This is a genomic window from Indioceanicola profundi (assembly GCF_003568845.1).
Taxonomy (GTDB): Bacteria; Pseudomonadota; Alphaproteobacteria; order Azospirillales; family Azospirillaceae; genus Indioceanicola; species Indioceanicola profundi.
Genome location: NZ_CP030129.1, coordinates 134,776 through 150,162, shown reverse-complemented (window position 1 = coordinate 150,162; position 15,387 = coordinate 134,776). Strand labels below are relative to the sequence as shown.

15 protein-coding genes and 2 pseudogenes are annotated in these 15,387 nt (G+C 66.4%); 14 read left to right on the top strand and 3 right to left on the bottom strand.

The window, feature by feature from the left end:
• Positions 1–4: 4 nt before the first annotated feature.
• From DOL89_RS24030 to DOL89_RS24020, 3 genes and pseudogenes are all read left to right on the top strand, one after another.
• Positions 5–801, top strand: a pseudogene (locus DOL89_RS24030) (TIGR02391 family protein).
• Positions 802–1,137: 336 nt separating this feature from the next.
• Positions 1,138–2,100, top strand: a complete 963-nt coding sequence (locus tag DOL89_RS24025) for an ArdC family protein (RefSeq protein ID WP_119681893.1) — start codon at positions 1,138–1,140, stop codon at positions 2,098–2,100.
• A pseudogene (locus DOL89_RS24020) lies at positions 2,097–2,473 on the top strand (DUF2958 domain-containing protein). The gene DOL89_RS24025 and the pseudogene DOL89_RS24020 overlap by 4 nt, the downstream one beginning before the upstream one ends.
• A 107-nt stretch (positions 2,474–2,580) precedes the next feature.
• On the opposite strand, the gene dmeF reads toward DOL89_RS24020, so the two are convergent.
• Complete coding sequence (gene dmeF, locus DOL89_RS24015) at positions 2,581–3,567, bottom strand: CDF family Co(II)/Ni(II) efflux transporter DmeF (RefSeq protein WP_119681892.1); 987 nt, start codon at positions 3,565–3,567, stop codon at positions 2,581–2,583.
• Between the two features lie 8 nt (positions 3,568–3,575).
• Positions 3,576–3,842: a metal-sensing transcriptional repressor gene (locus DOL89_RS24010; RefSeq protein ID WP_119681891.1), complete on the bottom strand. Its 267-nt coding sequence runs from the start codon at positions 3,840–3,842 to the stop codon at positions 3,576–3,578.
• 172 nt (positions 3,843–4,014) lie between these two features.
• Between DOL89_RS24010 and DOL89_RS24005 the strand changes: the two genes are divergently transcribed.
• Positions 4,015–6,126, top strand: coding sequence for a ParB/RepB/Spo0J family partition protein (locus tag DOL89_RS24005; RefSeq protein WP_119681890.1), 2,112 nt, complete (start codon positions 4,015–4,017; stop codon positions 6,124–6,126).
• A 313-nt stretch (positions 6,127–6,439) separates the two neighbouring features.
• On the opposite strand, the gene DOL89_RS24000 is transcribed toward DOL89_RS24005, so the two are convergent.
• Positions 6,440–6,856 carry a MerR family transcriptional regulator gene (locus tag DOL89_RS24000; RefSeq protein ID WP_119681889.1) on the bottom strand — a complete coding sequence of 139 codons (417 nt, stop codon included), beginning with the start codon at positions 6,854–6,856 and terminating at the stop codon, positions 6,440–6,442.
• A gap of 76 nt (positions 6,857–6,932) precedes the next feature.
• Here DOL89_RS24000 and DOL89_RS23995 point away from each other — a divergent pair, with 76 nt between their 5' ends.
• The 10 genes from DOL89_RS23995 (at position 6,933) to DOL89_RS23950 (ending at position 14,854) form a co-directional block, all read left to right on the top strand.
• A complete protein-coding gene (locus DOL89_RS23995; RefSeq protein ID WP_119681888.1) occupies positions 6,933–7,322 on the top strand; it encodes a mercuric transporter MerT family protein in 390 nt (129 codons plus the stop codon).
• A gap of 15 nt (positions 7,323–7,337) precedes the next feature.
• Positions 7,338–7,637: a heavy-metal-associated domain-containing protein gene (locus DOL89_RS23990; protein WP_119681887.1), complete on the top strand. Its 300-nt coding sequence runs from the start codon at positions 7,338–7,340 to the stop codon at positions 7,635–7,637.
• Positions 7,624–8,016: a mercury resistance system transport protein MerF gene (merF, locus tag DOL89_RS23985; protein WP_119681886.1), complete on the top strand. Its 393-nt coding sequence runs from the start codon at positions 7,624–7,626 to the stop codon at positions 8,014–8,016. The genes DOL89_RS23990 and merF overlap by 14 nt, the downstream gene beginning before the upstream one ends.
• 9 nt (positions 8,017–8,025) lie before the next feature.
• Positions 8,026–9,450: a mercury(II) reductase gene (gene merA, locus DOL89_RS23980; protein ID WP_119681885.1), complete on the top strand. Its 1,425-nt coding sequence runs from the start codon at positions 8,026–8,028 to the stop codon at positions 9,448–9,450.
• Between the two features lie 16 nt (positions 9,451–9,466).
• Positions 9,467–10,813, top strand: a complete 1,347-nt coding sequence (locus tag DOL89_RS23975) for a dihydrolipoyl dehydrogenase family protein (RefSeq protein WP_119681884.1) — start codon at positions 9,467–9,469, stop codon at positions 10,811–10,813.
• 100 nt (positions 10,814–10,913) lie between these two features.
• Positions 10,914–11,321 (top strand): MerR family transcriptional regulator, encoded by a 408-nt coding sequence (locus tag DOL89_RS23970; RefSeq protein ID WP_162937868.1) that lies wholly within the window; start codon positions 10,914–10,916, stop codon positions 11,319–11,321.
• 85 nt (positions 11,322–11,406) lie between these two features.
• A complete protein-coding gene (locus DOL89_RS23965; RefSeq protein ID WP_205574754.1) occupies positions 11,407–12,000 on the top strand; it encodes a DUF7482 domain-containing protein in 594 nt (197 codons plus the stop codon).
• Positions 12,001–12,073: 73 nt separating this feature from the next.
• Positions 12,074–13,183 carry a lysylphosphatidylglycerol synthase transmembrane domain-containing protein gene (locus DOL89_RS23960; protein ID WP_119681881.1) on the top strand — a complete coding sequence of 370 codons (1,110 nt, stop codon included), beginning with the start codon at positions 12,074–12,076 and terminating at the stop codon, positions 13,181–13,183.
• A complete protein-coding gene (locus DOL89_RS23955) occupies positions 13,170–14,441 on the top strand; it encodes an MFS transporter (RefSeq protein WP_119681880.1) in 1,272 nt (423 codons plus the stop codon). The genes DOL89_RS23960 and DOL89_RS23955 overlap by 14 nt, the downstream gene beginning before the upstream one ends.
• The gene (locus DOL89_RS23950) at positions 14,438–14,854 is read left to right on the top strand and encodes a gamma-glutamylcyclotransferase family protein (protein ID WP_119681879.1); all 417 of its coding nucleotides are present in this window, start codon (positions 14,438–14,440) and stop codon (positions 14,852–14,854) included. Before DOL89_RS23955 ends, DOL89_RS23950 begins: the two co-directional genes overlap by 4 nt.
• The last annotated feature ends 533 nt before the right edge of the window (positions 14,855–15,387 follow it).

The following is a 15,387-nucleotide window of genomic DNA, read 5'->3' as shown; positions in this document are numbered from 1 at the left end:
GAAGATGGCCTTCTTCACACAGGACCAACTGGAGGCGATCGCCGGAGCGCTCGGCGACACGGATGCCGGTCTGACCGGCACTGAAATCCAATAACTGCTCGCATGCAGCAAAATAACGGACCCTGGACCCATCACGAAGCGTGTCCGCATTTACAACGCTTTCGTCGACAGCCAGAACACCAAGAAGAACCGCACGAACATCCTCGAATTCATCCGCCTCGCGATAAAGCCGGCGCGCTTCAGCCGTCAGCCCGAACGCTACGAACCATGCGCACGCTCCTGAATCAGGCGCTGGCCTTTTCTTGCCTTGTCGTTGACGAAGCCGGCAACCTGCCATCGACCGATGCCGCGCAGACATTGCCCGAAGCGCAGCGCCGGGCGCGTGATCTACGGGCCGATCTGGAAGGACGGGGCGTTCATCCAGACGTACTGAAATTCTGTCGGGCCGAGATCCTTGTCGACAATTACTTCCACGCCGTCCAGGAGGCCGTCAAAAGCGTCGCCGACAAGATGCGCAGCCGGACCGGATTGACTGATGACGGCGCCGCGCTCGTCGATCGGGCCCTCGGTTACGATCCGCCACTTCTGGCGATCAATTCGCGGACCACCGCGAGCGAACACAGCGAACAAAAGGGCATTGCCAATCTGGTGCGCGGAACCTTTGGGATGTTTCGCAACCCCACGGCACACGAGGCGCGAATTCATTGGGCGATGAGGAAAGAGGATGCGGAAGACTTGCTGACGATCGTATCCCTGATCCACCGGCGTCTCGACAAAGCGAACATGCCGCCACGCGCCTAGCAGCAGGCTATCTCCACTACGACGGACGTCGAACATCGGGTTGTGGAATCACGCGATACACGCCGCTTCGGCGAAGGGGAAGTGCCGCGAGCCTCGTTGGCTCGAGTTTGCCATCACGCACCGGCATCCGGGATCCGTTCTTCGGTCCAATATGCGATTCTCCCTATTGCAGAGGGAAAGGCTTCCCCTGCGGCCGAGCCTGTCGCCTCGGCCGACCCCTTCGAGCGGGGGATTCCCCCGCAACACCCCCTTTTGAGAGTGAGAGTGCGGATCGGTTTGCCGTGACGGGTTGGAAGTCGAGGGAGAGGCTCTCGACGCCCGTCGCGGAGAACCGCGATGTCCAGACACGCCCGCAGGCCCGGCGCCAGTCGCGACCGGACCAACCTCTATTCTGAAATCACCGACAAGATCATCGCCGAGCTGGAGGCGGGCCGCGTGCCCTGGGTCCAGCCCTGGGGCACGGCCGCGGCAAAGGCGCCGCTTGGCCTTCCGCAGAACGCCGCGACCGGCCGGCGTTATTCCGGGATCAACGTGCTGCTCCTGTGGGGTGCCGTGGTCGAGCGCGGCTTCGGCGGCCAGAGTTGGCTCACCTTCCGCCAGGCGCTGTCGCTCGGCGGCAATGTCCGCAAGGGTGAGCGCGGCACCACCGTCGTCTATGCCGACCGCTTCGTGCCGGAGGACGAGAAGCGGCGGGCCGCGGAGACCGGCGAGGACGCGCAGGCGATCCCATTCCTGAAGCGCTTCACCGTCTTCAACACTGACCAGTGCGAGAACCTGCCGGACGATGTCGCCACGGCCGCGCCACCAGTCCCGCAGGGACTGATCGAGCCAACGGTAGAGGCGCTGGTCAAGGCGACTGGCATCGATTTCCGCATCGGCGGTGACCGGGCCTTCTACGTGCCGGCGCAGGACTATGTGCAGGTGCCGCCGCCGCAGGCCTATTTCGAGACGATCAACTGGCACCGCACCGCGCTCCACGAACTCGGGCACGCAACCGGGCATGTGTCGCGCCTGGGGCGGGACCTCTCGGGCTCGTTCGGGTCGAAGAAGTACGCGTTCGAAGAGCTGGTCGCAGAGATCAACGCCGCCTTCTGCTGCGCCTCGCTCGGCACCGCGCCGACTGTCCGGCACGCCGATTACATCGGCTCCTGGCTCGAGGTCCTGCGCGAGGACAACCGTGCCATCGTTCGCGCTGCCAGCCAGGCGAGCAAGGCCGCCGACTGGCTCTTGGCGTTCGCGTCGCAGGACGTGCAGCAGACGATCGAAGCGGAGCCCTCTTGCGACAGGACAGTGGCATGATCCTCCTGACCGAGGACCTGTGCGACCTGCTGCTCGCCGGTGGGCGTCAGCGCGGCGCCGACCATGTGCCGGTGGTGAAGTTCTTCAATCCCGTCGGCGCCGGCACCTGGCTCATTACCGAGATGGAGGCCGATGGCGATACGCTATTCGGCCTCGCCGACCTCGGTTTCGGTTCTCCCGCGCTCGGCTCCTGCAGCCTCGCCGAACTCACCTCGGTGCGCTTGCCCTTCGGCCTCGGTATCGAGCGGGACATCCTCTTCGAGGGGATATTCCCGCTTTCCGTCTACCCGAAGCAGCACGACAGGCCGGCAGCATCGTGTCGAGCGACCGACTGCTCAAGGTCGCGGCGGTCGCTGTGCAGAAAAGCCAGTGATGTCTCCCGTCCACGCTCGATGCGAGATGTCCAACCCCGCCATCTGGACGAGCACAACGGCGTTGAAGCGCAAGAGTGCTTGGGCGTTTCTGCCCAAACCTGTCGCGCTATGCCACCCTCTTCAGATGAGGACAGGGCTGCACTTCGACTGTCACATGCGCCAGCTTCGCGATATGGGCCAGCTTCCCCTTATAGTGCGCGGGCTCCTGCGGACGATCCGACACGATGGAGACGATAGCCGCCATGTGACCCGGTCCGACACGCCAGAGATGCAGGTCTGCAATGCGGTCCCCCTTCTGTTCAAGTGCCGCCCGGACGCGATCGGCCGTCGCCTTGTCCGGCCGCATGTCGAGGAGCACCGCGCCCGCGCCTTTGAGAAGGCTCCACGACCAGCGCGCGATGACGATGCTGCCGACGATACCCATAAGCGGATCCATCCAGAGCCAGCCATAAAAACGGCCCGCCAACAGGGCGATGATCGCCAGAACCGAGGTCAGCGCGTCGGTCAGCACATGGAAATAGGCCGAGCGCAGATTGTGGTCATCATGACCATGGTGGAGGTGATGACCAAGATCGTCCGCGGCCGCATGCCCATGATCATCATGAGGACGATCGTGGTGGTCGTGGCGCTCGCCTGCCCCTGCATGGAGTATCCACGCGCTGACGAGATTGACGACGAGGCCGACAACAGCGACGAAGATCGCCTCGGTGAAGCGGATCGGGATCGGTGCCGTGAGCCGTAGCACGGATTCCACGCCGATCATCAATGCCACGATGGCCAAGATGACGGCGCTTGAATAGCCGGCCAATTCGCCGAGCTTTCCGGTGCCGAAACTGAAGCGCTCGTCCTGAGCATAACGTCGCGCATACCAGTAGGCAATTCCCGCGATCGAAAGCGCGCCGGCGTGCGTCGCCATGTGAAAGCCATCGGCAAGCAGCGCCATCGAGCCGAAGGCAAGACCGGCAATGATCTCGGCGACCATCATCACGGCGGTCAGCACGACGACGATCCATGTGCGCCATTCGTTGCGGGCGTGGTTCGCCCCCAGAAAGACGTGACTGTGCCGCCAGTTCTCGATGGACTTTGAATGCATGGGTCTTCTCAAAGATACTTTGTGATCTCGCGGAAGCTCGCGAGCTTTTCCTTCACTTCCCGAGACAGAGGTCCAGCGATCTGCCCGAGATGATGATCGATATGGTGGTGAATGATCGCCTGCTTGGACTTCTCCAGCGCGCGAATGACGGCCTGAAGCTGCTGCGCGATCACCAGCCCGTCGCGGCCTTCCTCGACCATCCGCAAGACGGCAGCGAGATGCCCGTCTGCCCGCCGGAGACGGCTCATGATTTCCGGGTTATTTGCGTGACTCATGGAGCCATCCTATCCCCCTGGAGGGGACAGGATCAAAGCGCCCATTGTTCGCCTCGCATCGCGCGCCGTGTCCACCGCCAAGGCGGCGAGAGAGTAAGAGGGCTGCGCCCTTTCCGTGACGGGTTGGAAGTCGAGAGAGAGGCTCTCGGCACCCGTCGCGGAGCAACCCACCATGGCAACCGCCACACAGAAGATCACTCTGAGCACCTCGCGAGACATCCCCTTCAACAAGCTCGTCCTCTCCCAGTCGAACATCCGGCGCGTAAAGGCCGGCGTCTCGATCGAGGAGCTGGCCGAGGACATCGCCCGCCGCGGCCTGCTGCAGAGCCTTAACGTCCGGCCGGTCCTGGATGGCGAGGGTAACGAGACCGGCATGTTCGAGATCCCGGCCGGCGGCCGCCGCTACCGCGCTCTTGAGCTGCTCACCACGAAGAAGCGCCTCGCCAAGACCGCGCCCGTGCCCTGCGTCGTGCGCGAAGCGGGCACCGACATCCCAGCCGAGGAGGACTCGCTGGCCGAGAATGTCCAGCGCGTGGCGCTTCACCCGCTCGACCAATTCCGCGCCTTCCAGGCGCTGCGCGAGCGGGGCCTCACCGAGGAGGAGATCGCGGCGCGCTTCTTCGTCTCGGTCAACGTCGTCAAGCAGCGGCTCAGGCTCGTCACCGTGTCGCAGACGCTGCTCGACACCTATGCCGAGGACGGCATGACGCTCGAGCAGCTGATGGCCTTCACCGTCTCGACCGACCATGTGCGGCAACAGCAGGTCTGGGAAGCGATCCAGCATTCCTGGTCGAAGGAGCCCTATCAGATCCGTCGTATGCTGACGGAGAACACCGTCCGCGCCTCCGATCGCCGGGTGCAGTTCGTCACGCTGGCGGCCTACGAACAGGCCGGAGGGATCGTGATGCGCGACCTATTCCAGGACGACGACGGCGGCTGGGTCGAGGACGTGCCGCTGTTGGAGCGCCTCGTCGCCGAGAGGCTCAAGGCCGAGGCGGAGACGGTCGCCGAGGAGGGTTGGAAGTGGATCGCGGTGGCGGCCGACTTCCCCTACGGCCACACGAACGGCCTGCGCACGCTCGTCGGCACGCAGATCGGCCTCACCGACGAGGAGCGCGCCACCCGCGAGGCGTTGCGCGACGAGCTCGAGCGGCTCGAGGCCGAATACGCCGAGGCCGACGAGCTGCCCGACGCGGTAGACGAACGACTGGGTAAGATCGAGGCGGCGCTGGAGGCCTTCGAGGATCGGCCCGTCCACTACGACGCCGCCGACATCGCCCGCGCCGGCGCCTTCGTTACCATCGGCCATGACGGTCGGCTCGCGGTCGAGCGCGGCTATGTCCGCCCCGAGGACGAAGTCCCGGAGGGCAAGCCCGAGGGCGAGGCGGAGGTTGACGGCGCAGCCGGCACCGGAGTGGACGGCGCCATGCAGCGCACGATCATCACCGTCGGCGGCGAGCCCGAGGTCCCCGAAGACGAGGACGACACGGTCAGGCCGCTGCCCGAGCGTCTGGTGACCGAACTCACGGCGCATCGCACACTCGCGCTGCGCGACGCGCTGGCGGACAACCCGCACGTCGCCGTGACGGCACTGCTCCACAGGCTGGTGCGCGACACCTTCCAGCACGTCTCCGCACCGGGATGCCTGGAAGCGTCAGTGCGCCACGTTTTCTTCCCGATCCAGGCCGCCGACCTCAAAGATAGCGCGTCCGCCAAAGCGATCGCCGAACGGCAGGAGGCCTGGAAGGCCGATCTGCCGGGCGACGATGACGCGCTGTGGGATCGGATCGACGGGCTCGACGACGTGAGCCGCATGGCGCTCCTCGCGCACTGCGTCTCTTACGGCGTCAACGCGCTCTCCGAGAGGGGCGATCGCTACGGCGCCGGTCCGACCGCGCACGGCGTCCAGCAGCGCATACGCGAGGCGGACCGGCTGGCACGCGCCGTCGGCCTCGACATGGTGGAGGCCGGCTGGCGTCCGACGGTCGACAACTATCTCGGCCGCGTCACCAAGCCCCGCATCCTCGAGGCGGTGCGCGAGGCGAAGGGCGCAGAGACCGCCCAGCTCATCGACCACCTGAAGAAGCCGGAGATGGCGAAGGAGGCCGAACGGCTCCTAGCCGACAGCGGCTGGCTGCCCGACCCGCTGCGTCTGCCGCCGGTCGACGATCAGCCGGCGGACGGTGACGCGGGCGACACCGACGCGCTTCCGGCCTTCCTCGCCGACGACGAGGACACCGAGGACGAAGCCGTCGGGGATCCGCAGGCGGTCGCCGCCGAATGACCTGACGGCGGGGCGGCTCCGGCCGGTAGCGCATTGCCGTGGGACAGAGAACCAGAGTGAAGGGGGCGTCGCGGCGCCCCCCTCATATCAGTTGCGCCGCGATCGCCAATGCGTTGGTCTGCTTTGAGCCTCTTTCGACAGATGCTGCGCGGCAGTCGAACGGCCGAAAGAGGCATTATGCCGACAATCGAACAGCTCTACGCGAGCTTGCCCACGACAAGCTGTGAGACCTGCCTAATACCACCGGGAGAATGAAATCGCGGAATTGCTCGATCACCCGCGACTGCCGGCGGCCCGGGGAGCGCACAGTGCTTCACGCACGAAACAGCGTCTCGATGATCGGGCAGTCTGGTATGTCGCCTTTAGCGCATTCCGCCGCCATGTCCGACAATGCCCGTTCCAGCTTCCGCAGCTGCGCGATCTTTTCCTTGACCGAGGCTAGGTGCTCCACGGTCATCGCGTGCACCTCGCCGCAGCTGACGCCGTCCTGGTCGACCATCCTCAGCATCGCGCGGATCTCGTCGATGCGGAAGCCGAGCTCGCGGCTGCGCCTGATGAACGACAATCGCTGCAGATGCTCGTGGGAATACTGCCGATTGCCGCCAGGCGTCCGGTCCGGCTTCGGCATCAGCTCGATGCGCTCGTAGTAGCGGATGGTCTCGATGTTCACGCCGGTTTCGCGGGACATCGCGCCGATCGGATAGCCTCGCGCGTTCGTGATCTCCTCCATCGCACAATCCAGTTGCATCTGTAGTCGCTACAGACGCTAGGCCTTGGATCAGGATGGATCAAGCGAAGCGGCTCTGATGACGACCGAAACCGATACGACACGGACACTGCGCGGCGACCTCGGTGCGAAGGCGGCAACGACCGGCGGCATTCTCGGTGCGCTTGCCATGACTTCGTGCTGCATCCTGCCGCTGCTGCTGGTGAGTTTCGGCGTCGGGGGTGTCTGGATCGCGCAACTGACGGCGCTCTACGCCTACAAATGGTACACTTTTGCCGTGGCCGCGGCCTTCATCGGCTACGGCTTCTACCGCCTGCATCGAGCCGAGGCAGGAGAGTGTCGCGACGGCGCGGTCTGCGCCCGTCCGGTCGATTGCCGGGTCATGCGTTGGTCGCTGTGGATGGCGAGTGTGGTGACCGGGATCGCGATCATTTTCCCCTACGTCACGCCCTACATCCTTTCCTTCTGAACGGAGTGCCCGGACATGAAATCCATCGTTCTCGCGCTTGCCACCGCCCTGACTGCGACCGCCGCGTGGGCTGGAGAGCAGACCGTCATCGTCGAAGTCACTGGCCTGACCTGCCCATCCTGCCCATACATCGCAGCGGACGCCATCAAGTCCCTGGAGACGGTGCAAATTCTGGAAGTCGACTACGACGCCGCCGCGCAGCTCGCGCGTTACACCGTGACCTACGACGACGACGTCACCTCCGCCGCGGCGGTCGCCACCGCCTCCGATGGCTTCGGATACCCGGGACGGATCGTCGGCGATGACGGCTCCTGAGCGGACGAAGGCGGCGCGGCTGCGCCGGAACGGACTGATCGGCGCGGCGATCGCGGCGATCTGCTGCTTTACGCCGTTCCTGGTGATCGTCACGGCCGGGGTCGGCCTGTCGGCGCTAGTGGGTGGGCTTGACTATGTCCTGTTCCCGCTGCTTTTCGGCTCTCTCGGGATCGTCGCCTACGCCCTCTGGATCGAGCATGGCCGAGCCGGCCCATCGCCGAGGGTGGTGATTGCGGCGGCGGTCATCGTGGCGACAGTGGCGCTCTACTGGCTCGAATTTCGCTACGCGCTGCGCCTCTCCGTCGCGGCCGCGGTCGCGGTCGTCGCCTATTGGGTCTGGCTGCGACGCAGCGCGGTCCGAACCTCAACCGAGATCTAGGAAACATCCATGTCGGACTGCTGCGCTAACGGAAACGGGACGTTCGACCTCGCCGTGGTCGGGGCCGGCTCCGCCGGGTTCTCGGCCGCGATCACCGCCGCGGAGGACGGCGCCCGCGTCGCCCTGATCGGCCACGGGGTGATCGGCGGCACCTGTGTCAATGTTGGCTGCGTCCCCTCGAAGACGATGATCCGGGCGATGGAGGTAATGCACGCGCCCCGGGCGGCGCGTCGCTTCGAGGGGATCGAGGCAGAGGCCCGGATCGCCGACTGGGGCGCCCTCATCCGGCAGAAGCAGGCGCTGGTCGACGACTTGCGGGCATCGAAATACATCGGCGTCCTGCCGAACTACAACGGCATCGCCTATCTGGAAGGCGCCGCGGCGTTCACCGAGACGGGCGCGCTGACGGTCGGCGGCGAGGTTGTCCCTGCCGGCAAAGTCATCATCGCCACCGGCGCGCGCAGCCATGTGCCCGACATCCCCGGCCTCGATGCGGTGCGCCACCACGACAGCACGTCCATACTGGAGCTTCAGGATCAGCCGTGTGCGCTGATCGTCATGGGCGGCGGCTATATCGGGGTCGAGCTGGCGCAGGTCTTCGCCCGCGCCGGCACCAAGGTCACCGTTGTGTCGCGGCGCGGGCTCCTGCCCGCAGCCGAGCCCGAGATCGCAGCCGCCCTGACGCGCGCCTTCGAGGGCGAGGGCATCAACGTCCGGACGGTCCGGTCCTACGCCCGCGCCGCGGACCGCGAAGGCCGGATCGCGTTGACGGTGAACACCGAAGCGGGCGAGGAGACGCTCGACGCCGACGAGCTTCTGCTCGCGACGGGCCGCACGCCGAATACCGAGACTCTCGCACTTGCACACGCGGGCATCGAGACCGATCCGCGGGGCGGGATCGTCGTCGACGACCGGATGCGCACCAGCCGGGCGGGCGTCTACGCCGCGGGCGACGTCACGGGGCGGGACCAGTTCGTGTACATGGCTGCCTACGGCGCCAGGCTCGCGGCGAAGAACGCGATGAACGGCGACAGCCTGATCTACGACAACGCCGCCATGCCGGCGGTGGTCTTCTCCGACCCGCAGGTCGCGAGCGTTGGCCTCACCGAGGCCGCCGCGAAATTGGCCGGGCATGATGTCAGAACGTCGGTCCTGCCGCTCGAGCATGTGCCTCGGGCGCTGGCGGCGCGGGACACGCGTGGGCTCATCAAGCTGGTGGCCGACGGACCGAGCAAGCGGCTATTGGGCGCGCATGTCCTCGCGCCCGAGGGGGCCGACAGCATCCAGACCGCCGCAATGGCGCTGAAGGCGGGCATGACCTACGAGGATCTGGCCGCGACGATCTTCCCCTATCTCACGACGGTCGAAGGGCTGAAGCTCGCCGCGCAGACGTTCGATCAGGACGTGGCCAAGCTGAGTTGTTGTGCCGGGTAGCGGGAGAACGGGGCAGTTGAGCAATAACTACGATTTGGTTGTGATCGGCACCGGCACGGCGGCGACGACAGTGGCCAGGAAGGCGCGGGCCGCCGGCCGCAGCGTGGCGGTGACCGATTTCCGCCCTTACGGCGGCACCTGCGCGCTCAGGGGCTGCGATCCAAAAAAGATGCTGATCGGCGGTGCGAGCGCAGTCGACCATGCCACCCGGATGCGGGGCAAGGGCGTGGCGGGCGATGTCGCGATCGACTGGACCGATCTCATGGCGTTCAAGCGCGGCTTCACCGATCCGGTGCCGGAGAAGAAGGAGAGCGGCTTCGCCGAGGCCGGGATCGACAGCTACCATGGACGCGCGCGCTTTGTCGGGAGGAACGCTGTCGAGGTCGACGGCAGGAGGCTGGAGGCCCAACACATCGTCGTCGCTGCGGGAGCAGAACCCGTTCGCCTAGGGATAGAAGGCGAAGAGCACCTGATCGACAATGAGGCCTTCTTGGAGATGGAGAGCCTTCCGCGGCGGATCCTGCTCGTCGGCGGCGGCTACATCGCGGCCGAGTTCTCTCATATCGCCGCGCGGGCTGGCGCGGAGGTGACGATCCTCCAGCACGGCGAGCGGATGCTGAAGGGCTTCGACCCCGATCTCGTCGGCTGGCTGATGGAGAAGTTCGCCGAGCTTGGTGTGGACGTGCGTACCGGCACCGAGGTGACGCGGGTAGAAAGGCGCGGCGGCGCCTTTGTCGTCACCGCCATGGCAAACGATGAAGAGATGACCTTCGAGGCCGATCTCGTCATCCACGCGGCAGGCCGTAGCCCGGATCTCGACAGCCTCGACCTAGCTGCCGGCGGGGTCGAGCTGCGGGACGGCCGGATCGCGCTCAACGATCAATTGCAGAGCGTGTCCAACCCCGCGGTCCATGCCGCCGGCGACGCGGCGCAGATGGGACCGCCCCTGACCCCGGTCTCGAACCATGACGGCAAGGTCGTGGCGGCCAATCTGCTGGAGGGCCAGACTCGCCGGCCGAACTACGACGGCGTTCCTTCGGTGGTCTTCACGATCCCGCCGCTGGCCCGCGTCGGCCTCGGCGAGGAGGAGGCGCGTGCGGAGGGGCTGACGTTTCGCGTGACCTGCGACAGGACGCCGGGCTGGTTCACCGCTCGGCAGGCGGCGGAGACGGTGATGGGCCACAAGGTGCTGATCGAGGATGGCAGCGGCCGCATCCTCGGCGCGCACCTGCTCGGCCCCCACGCCGACGAGGTGATCAACGTCTTCGCGCTCGCGGTTCGGCACGGGCTGACTGTGGATCAGCTCGCGGACACGATGTTCGCCTATCCGAGCGGCGCCTCGGACATATCGTCGATGCTCTAGGCTCTCGCATCGCGCCAGAGAACGCGTGCAGATGCCGGGCAGCCATCGGCACGCGGGGTTCGTACGCTCGCCACTGGGCGGCGCAGGCAGAGGAGGAGCCATGCATGACATGACGATCGGCCAGGCCGCACGCGCCGCGGGGGTGAACGTGGAGACGGTCCGCTACTACGAGCGGCGAGGTCTGATCGCCCGGCCGCCGAAGCCCGCCGATGGCGGGTTTCGCCGCTACGCGCCGAGCACGGTGCGCTGCATCCGCTTCATCAAGGATGCACAGGGGATTGGATTTTCGCTGGCCGAGATTTCGGAACTGCTGTCCCTGCGGGTTCAGCCGGGCGCGACCTGCCGTGACGTGCGAAGGCTCGCCCAACAGAAGCGCGCCGAGGTGCAGAAGCGCCTGACCCAGTTGCATGGGATCGCCGGCGTTCTCGACGAACTGATCGACGCCTGCCCCGGCGACGCAAACCTCGGCGCATGCTCGATCCTCGGGGCGCTGGAGCGGAACGCCTGAACGTGAAAGTCTGCCGGCTCCATTGACTCCGTACCTTGGTACGGCGGCTAAGGTGCCCTGGAATCGGCTAATCCGGGGGTGCACCATGAACAGGACAAGTTGCAGAAACAGAGGGATCGCCGCCGTTTTTGCGATCCTCGGCCTCGCCGCAACGCCTGCGACGGCGCAGACCGGCATGATGGCGACGGGTTCGGATATGGAGCCGATGATGGACATGTCGGGCGGCATGGACATGTCGAGCCTCCCGCGCGTGCCGCCTGTCTTCGGCTATGCCGCCGGGGAAGACATCCACTTCATCCACACCGAGGCTTCCGATCCGGAGATAGCCAGCGTGCTGACTGACATGATGGGCTCGCCCGTTCCGGTCGTCCCCTCGCTCGCCGAGATCCCGGCCGATCTTCTGGCCCACGTCTATGTCTTCGAGAACGGCGTACAGCCGGACGGTCCCCGCGGGCCGGTCGGCTTTCAGCCCGACGTGTTCGACCGGCCGGCGGGCTCCGACGACTACACACCGCTCAGGCGCGTCGTGCTCGTCCGCTGGCAGGAGGGCGCGGAGGCCCGCATTCTGAAGTCGGCCGAGGAGGTCAGCGAGGCGGAGGCCGGAGGAGACGTGGCCCTGAGCGACAGCGGCGTCACGGTCAACATGCCGTTCCTTACCTGGCCGGGCGGCGGACGCTGAGCGCCCGACAGGCCGGCGGCCTCGCATCCTGCTGGCACGTCTTCGTGAAGGATGAGGAGAACCGACCCGCCACGTGACACAGGACAAAACCTCGATCGCGCCCTCGAAGCCCAGCCCCCACGGCCCAGGCAACGCGCCGCCCGCGACATCTTCGGCGCGCCGCCTACTCACCCGGTGGCTGCCCCCGGTCCTGGGCAGCGCCGTCGCGCTGGCGCTGATCTTCTGGCTCTATCGCGACCTTGATTTCGGGCGCTTCGTGACCGGCCTCGGCGAGGCGCGGGTCGGATGGATCGCGGTTCTCGCAGCGACCATCCTGCTGGAGCAGCTCGTGAACGGCTGGAAGTGGCGCCAGATCCTGCACGACGTGAAGCCGGTCGGAACGCTGCGGCTGACCGGCGCGCTGCTCGCCGGCTATGGCGCCAACGTGCTGGTGCCGCTCGGCATCAGCCCGCTGGTGCGCTCCTGGCTGATCGCCCGGACGGAAGCGCTGAAGATGGGGACGGTGCTGACCACCACGGTCATCGCCCGCTTCATCGACGGCGTCGTCTTCGCCCTCTTTGCCGGGCTGGTGGCGATGGCGGGCAAGGTGCCACAGATCGCGGGCAACCTCGAGCTCGGCCTCGCCGTCGCGGGGGCATTGAACTTTGTGCTCTTCGGCGCGCTCCTTTGGGCGATGTTCCGGTTCCGGGCTCTGTTCGCGCGGGAGGGCCCGGTGATCTGCCGGCTCTTCGACTGGGTGGCGAAATGGTTCCGGGCGAACGGCGCCGCTCTACGCGGCTCGCTCTGCGACGGCGTCGTCTGGCCGCGCAGTCCACGGTGCCGGCTCAACGTGCTGGTCGGCGCGGTCGCGGCCAAGCTCGTCTCGGCCACGCATTATCTCTGGGCCGGCCTGGCGGTGGGCGTGGTGCTGGCGCCTTTCGACTATCTCTTCCTGATGGTCTTCGCCGGCTTTTCGCTGGTGCTGTCGCGCTTCGTGCGGGTGCCGGGCGGCTTCGTCATCGGCTCGGCGCTGGCCTTCAACCTTTTGGGCGTGCCCGAGGAGCAGGCGCTCCTGATGATCCTCTTCAACTGGATGCTGTCGATTATCCTGGTGGTGGGCTTCGGACTCATCGTGCTCTGGCAGTCCGGCATCGACATCCGCCGCGCGCGGGTGGAGGCGGAGGAGACGGATGTCCGCGTCTGACACGGTCGTCCTACCTGGTGAGCGCGGCCGGTTCTGGCGCATCGCCGGCGCCGGCGCGGCGTTCCAGGCCGGGGCGGCGGCGATCGACTCGGCGACCATCGTGGCGAGCCTCGTCTTCCAGCTCACCGGCAGCGCTTTCGCAGTCGGTTTCGCCAGCGCCGTCCTGCGGCTGGGCTGGCTCCTGCCGCAGCTCGTCGTGGGCTTCCTCGCCGAGCGGGCCGAGCGGCGCTTGCCCTTCTATGTCGTCGGCGCCTATGGCCGAGCGCTTATGGCCGGCCTAATCGCTCTCCTGCTGTGGTTCGGCGGCGGATTGTCCCCGGCCGTGCTGGGGGCGGCGTTTCTGCTTCTCTGGACGGTCTATGCCTTCATCAGCGGTGTCGTCGCGGTGCCCTACAACGACATCGTCGGCCGCTCGATCCGGTCGGAGGCGCGCAGCCGGATGCTGGCCTGGCGCTTCTTCGGCGGCGGCCTGTTCGCGCTCGGCGTCGCGGCCTTCGTCAGCCTGACCCTCGACGTCCTTCCCGACCTTCAGGCCTATGCACTGATTTTTGGGCTCGCCGCCCTTCTCCTGGTTCTGTCCTCCTCGCTCTTCGTCTCCGTCGGAGAGCCGCCGATGCCGCTGCGCAGGGGAGAGCGGCAGGCGCCCCCGGATGTGCGGGCCTTCCTCCACGGCGGCTGGCAGGTGCTGCAGAACGACGGCCGGTTCCGCCTGTTTCTCTACTCCCAGTGGTTGGGCGGCGCGACCCTCATGGCGCTGCCCTTCTATGTCGTCGCCGCGGACAGGAGCGGCGTCACACCGGCGGATGTGGGGCTGCTGCTCGGCGCCCAGACGGCCGGCGCGCTCGCCTCCAATCCGGTCTGGGGCAAGCTCGGGGACAGCGCCGGCAAACTCAGGATGCTGCAGACCGTGGCGGTCGTCAGAATGCTGGCGCCGCTCCTGGTCCTGCTCCTGCTGGGCCTGGAGGCGAGCCTCGTCGGCTACATGGCGCTCTTCGTGGTGATCGGCGCGATGATGAACGGCATGACCATCGGCTATCTCGGCTACCTGATGGAGATCTCGCCCGACGACCGTCGCCCCGCCTATTCCGCCTATTTCAACGCGCTGGCCTCGCCCGCCGCGCTGCTGCCGCTGCTGGGCGCCGGTCTGGTCTCACTCGTCTCCATTCAAGCGGTCTTCTTCGCCGCCATCCTCGCCGCGCTGCTGCAACTCGCGCTGCTGATGCGCATTTCGCGGCTGGCACCGGAAGTCTCCGAATGATCGCTCTTCGTCGCTTCCTGAAACGTCTCTGGTTCCCGGTCATCCTGCGCGTCTGGACGCTGGCCCGGCTCTGGTGCCGGAGCTCGGACCTGATGCTCGACGGTTACCCCGACGAGGACGTCTGGTACTTCGCCTTCGGCGCCAACATGAACGACAGCGTCTTTCTGGGCCGCCGTAAAATGAAGCCTCTCGAATGGCGGGTCGGCCGCGCGCCGGGCTACAGACTCCGTTTCAACCTCTACGGCCGGCCGAAGGGCATGTCGGCCCCGGCCAACATCGCGCCCATGCCAAGCGACGAGGTCTGGGGCGTGCTCTACCGCATGACCCGCCGGGACATGGTCTGGCTGCACTCGACCGAGGATGTCCCGGGCTGGCGCTATTATCCCGTCTGGCTCGACGTCGAGGGATCGTGACGGCAACAGGTTCCGCGCCTTCAGCCTGATCGCTGATGGGCTACCCGAGGACGGCAATCCATCGCTTCGCTACATCACGCTGATCCCGCATCACCGCGTGATCCCTAAGCATTGCAGCCAGCGCTAATCTGTCCGGTAACCGAGCGAGCTTTCCCGCCGCTTGGGTTGAAATCGACGGTGTTGCTCTCCAATCGGCCGGCACAGTGTGGCGCCGACGGCTGCAGGCGTGGCAACGGTCTGTATTTTGCCCGACGTGCCGATCGTCTCATCGTCTTTATCGCGAGATGCAGATACCCGCCATTGGGGCGACCGCAGCGAAAGCTCGGATTGTCCGCATAGAGGACAAGTGTCGGCCACACAATGGACGGCCCCGTCGAAAGCAGGACCGAATGCATTTCGAGTCGGGCCCCAAAGCCGACCTTGAGGGCAGTCACCTCGATGACGCCCACCGAACTTCTCCCATCGTCACCTCCTCGTGATGGTCATATCTCCTCTGCCAAGGGTGCGCCCTCGCGGAGGGATGGCCGGATCCG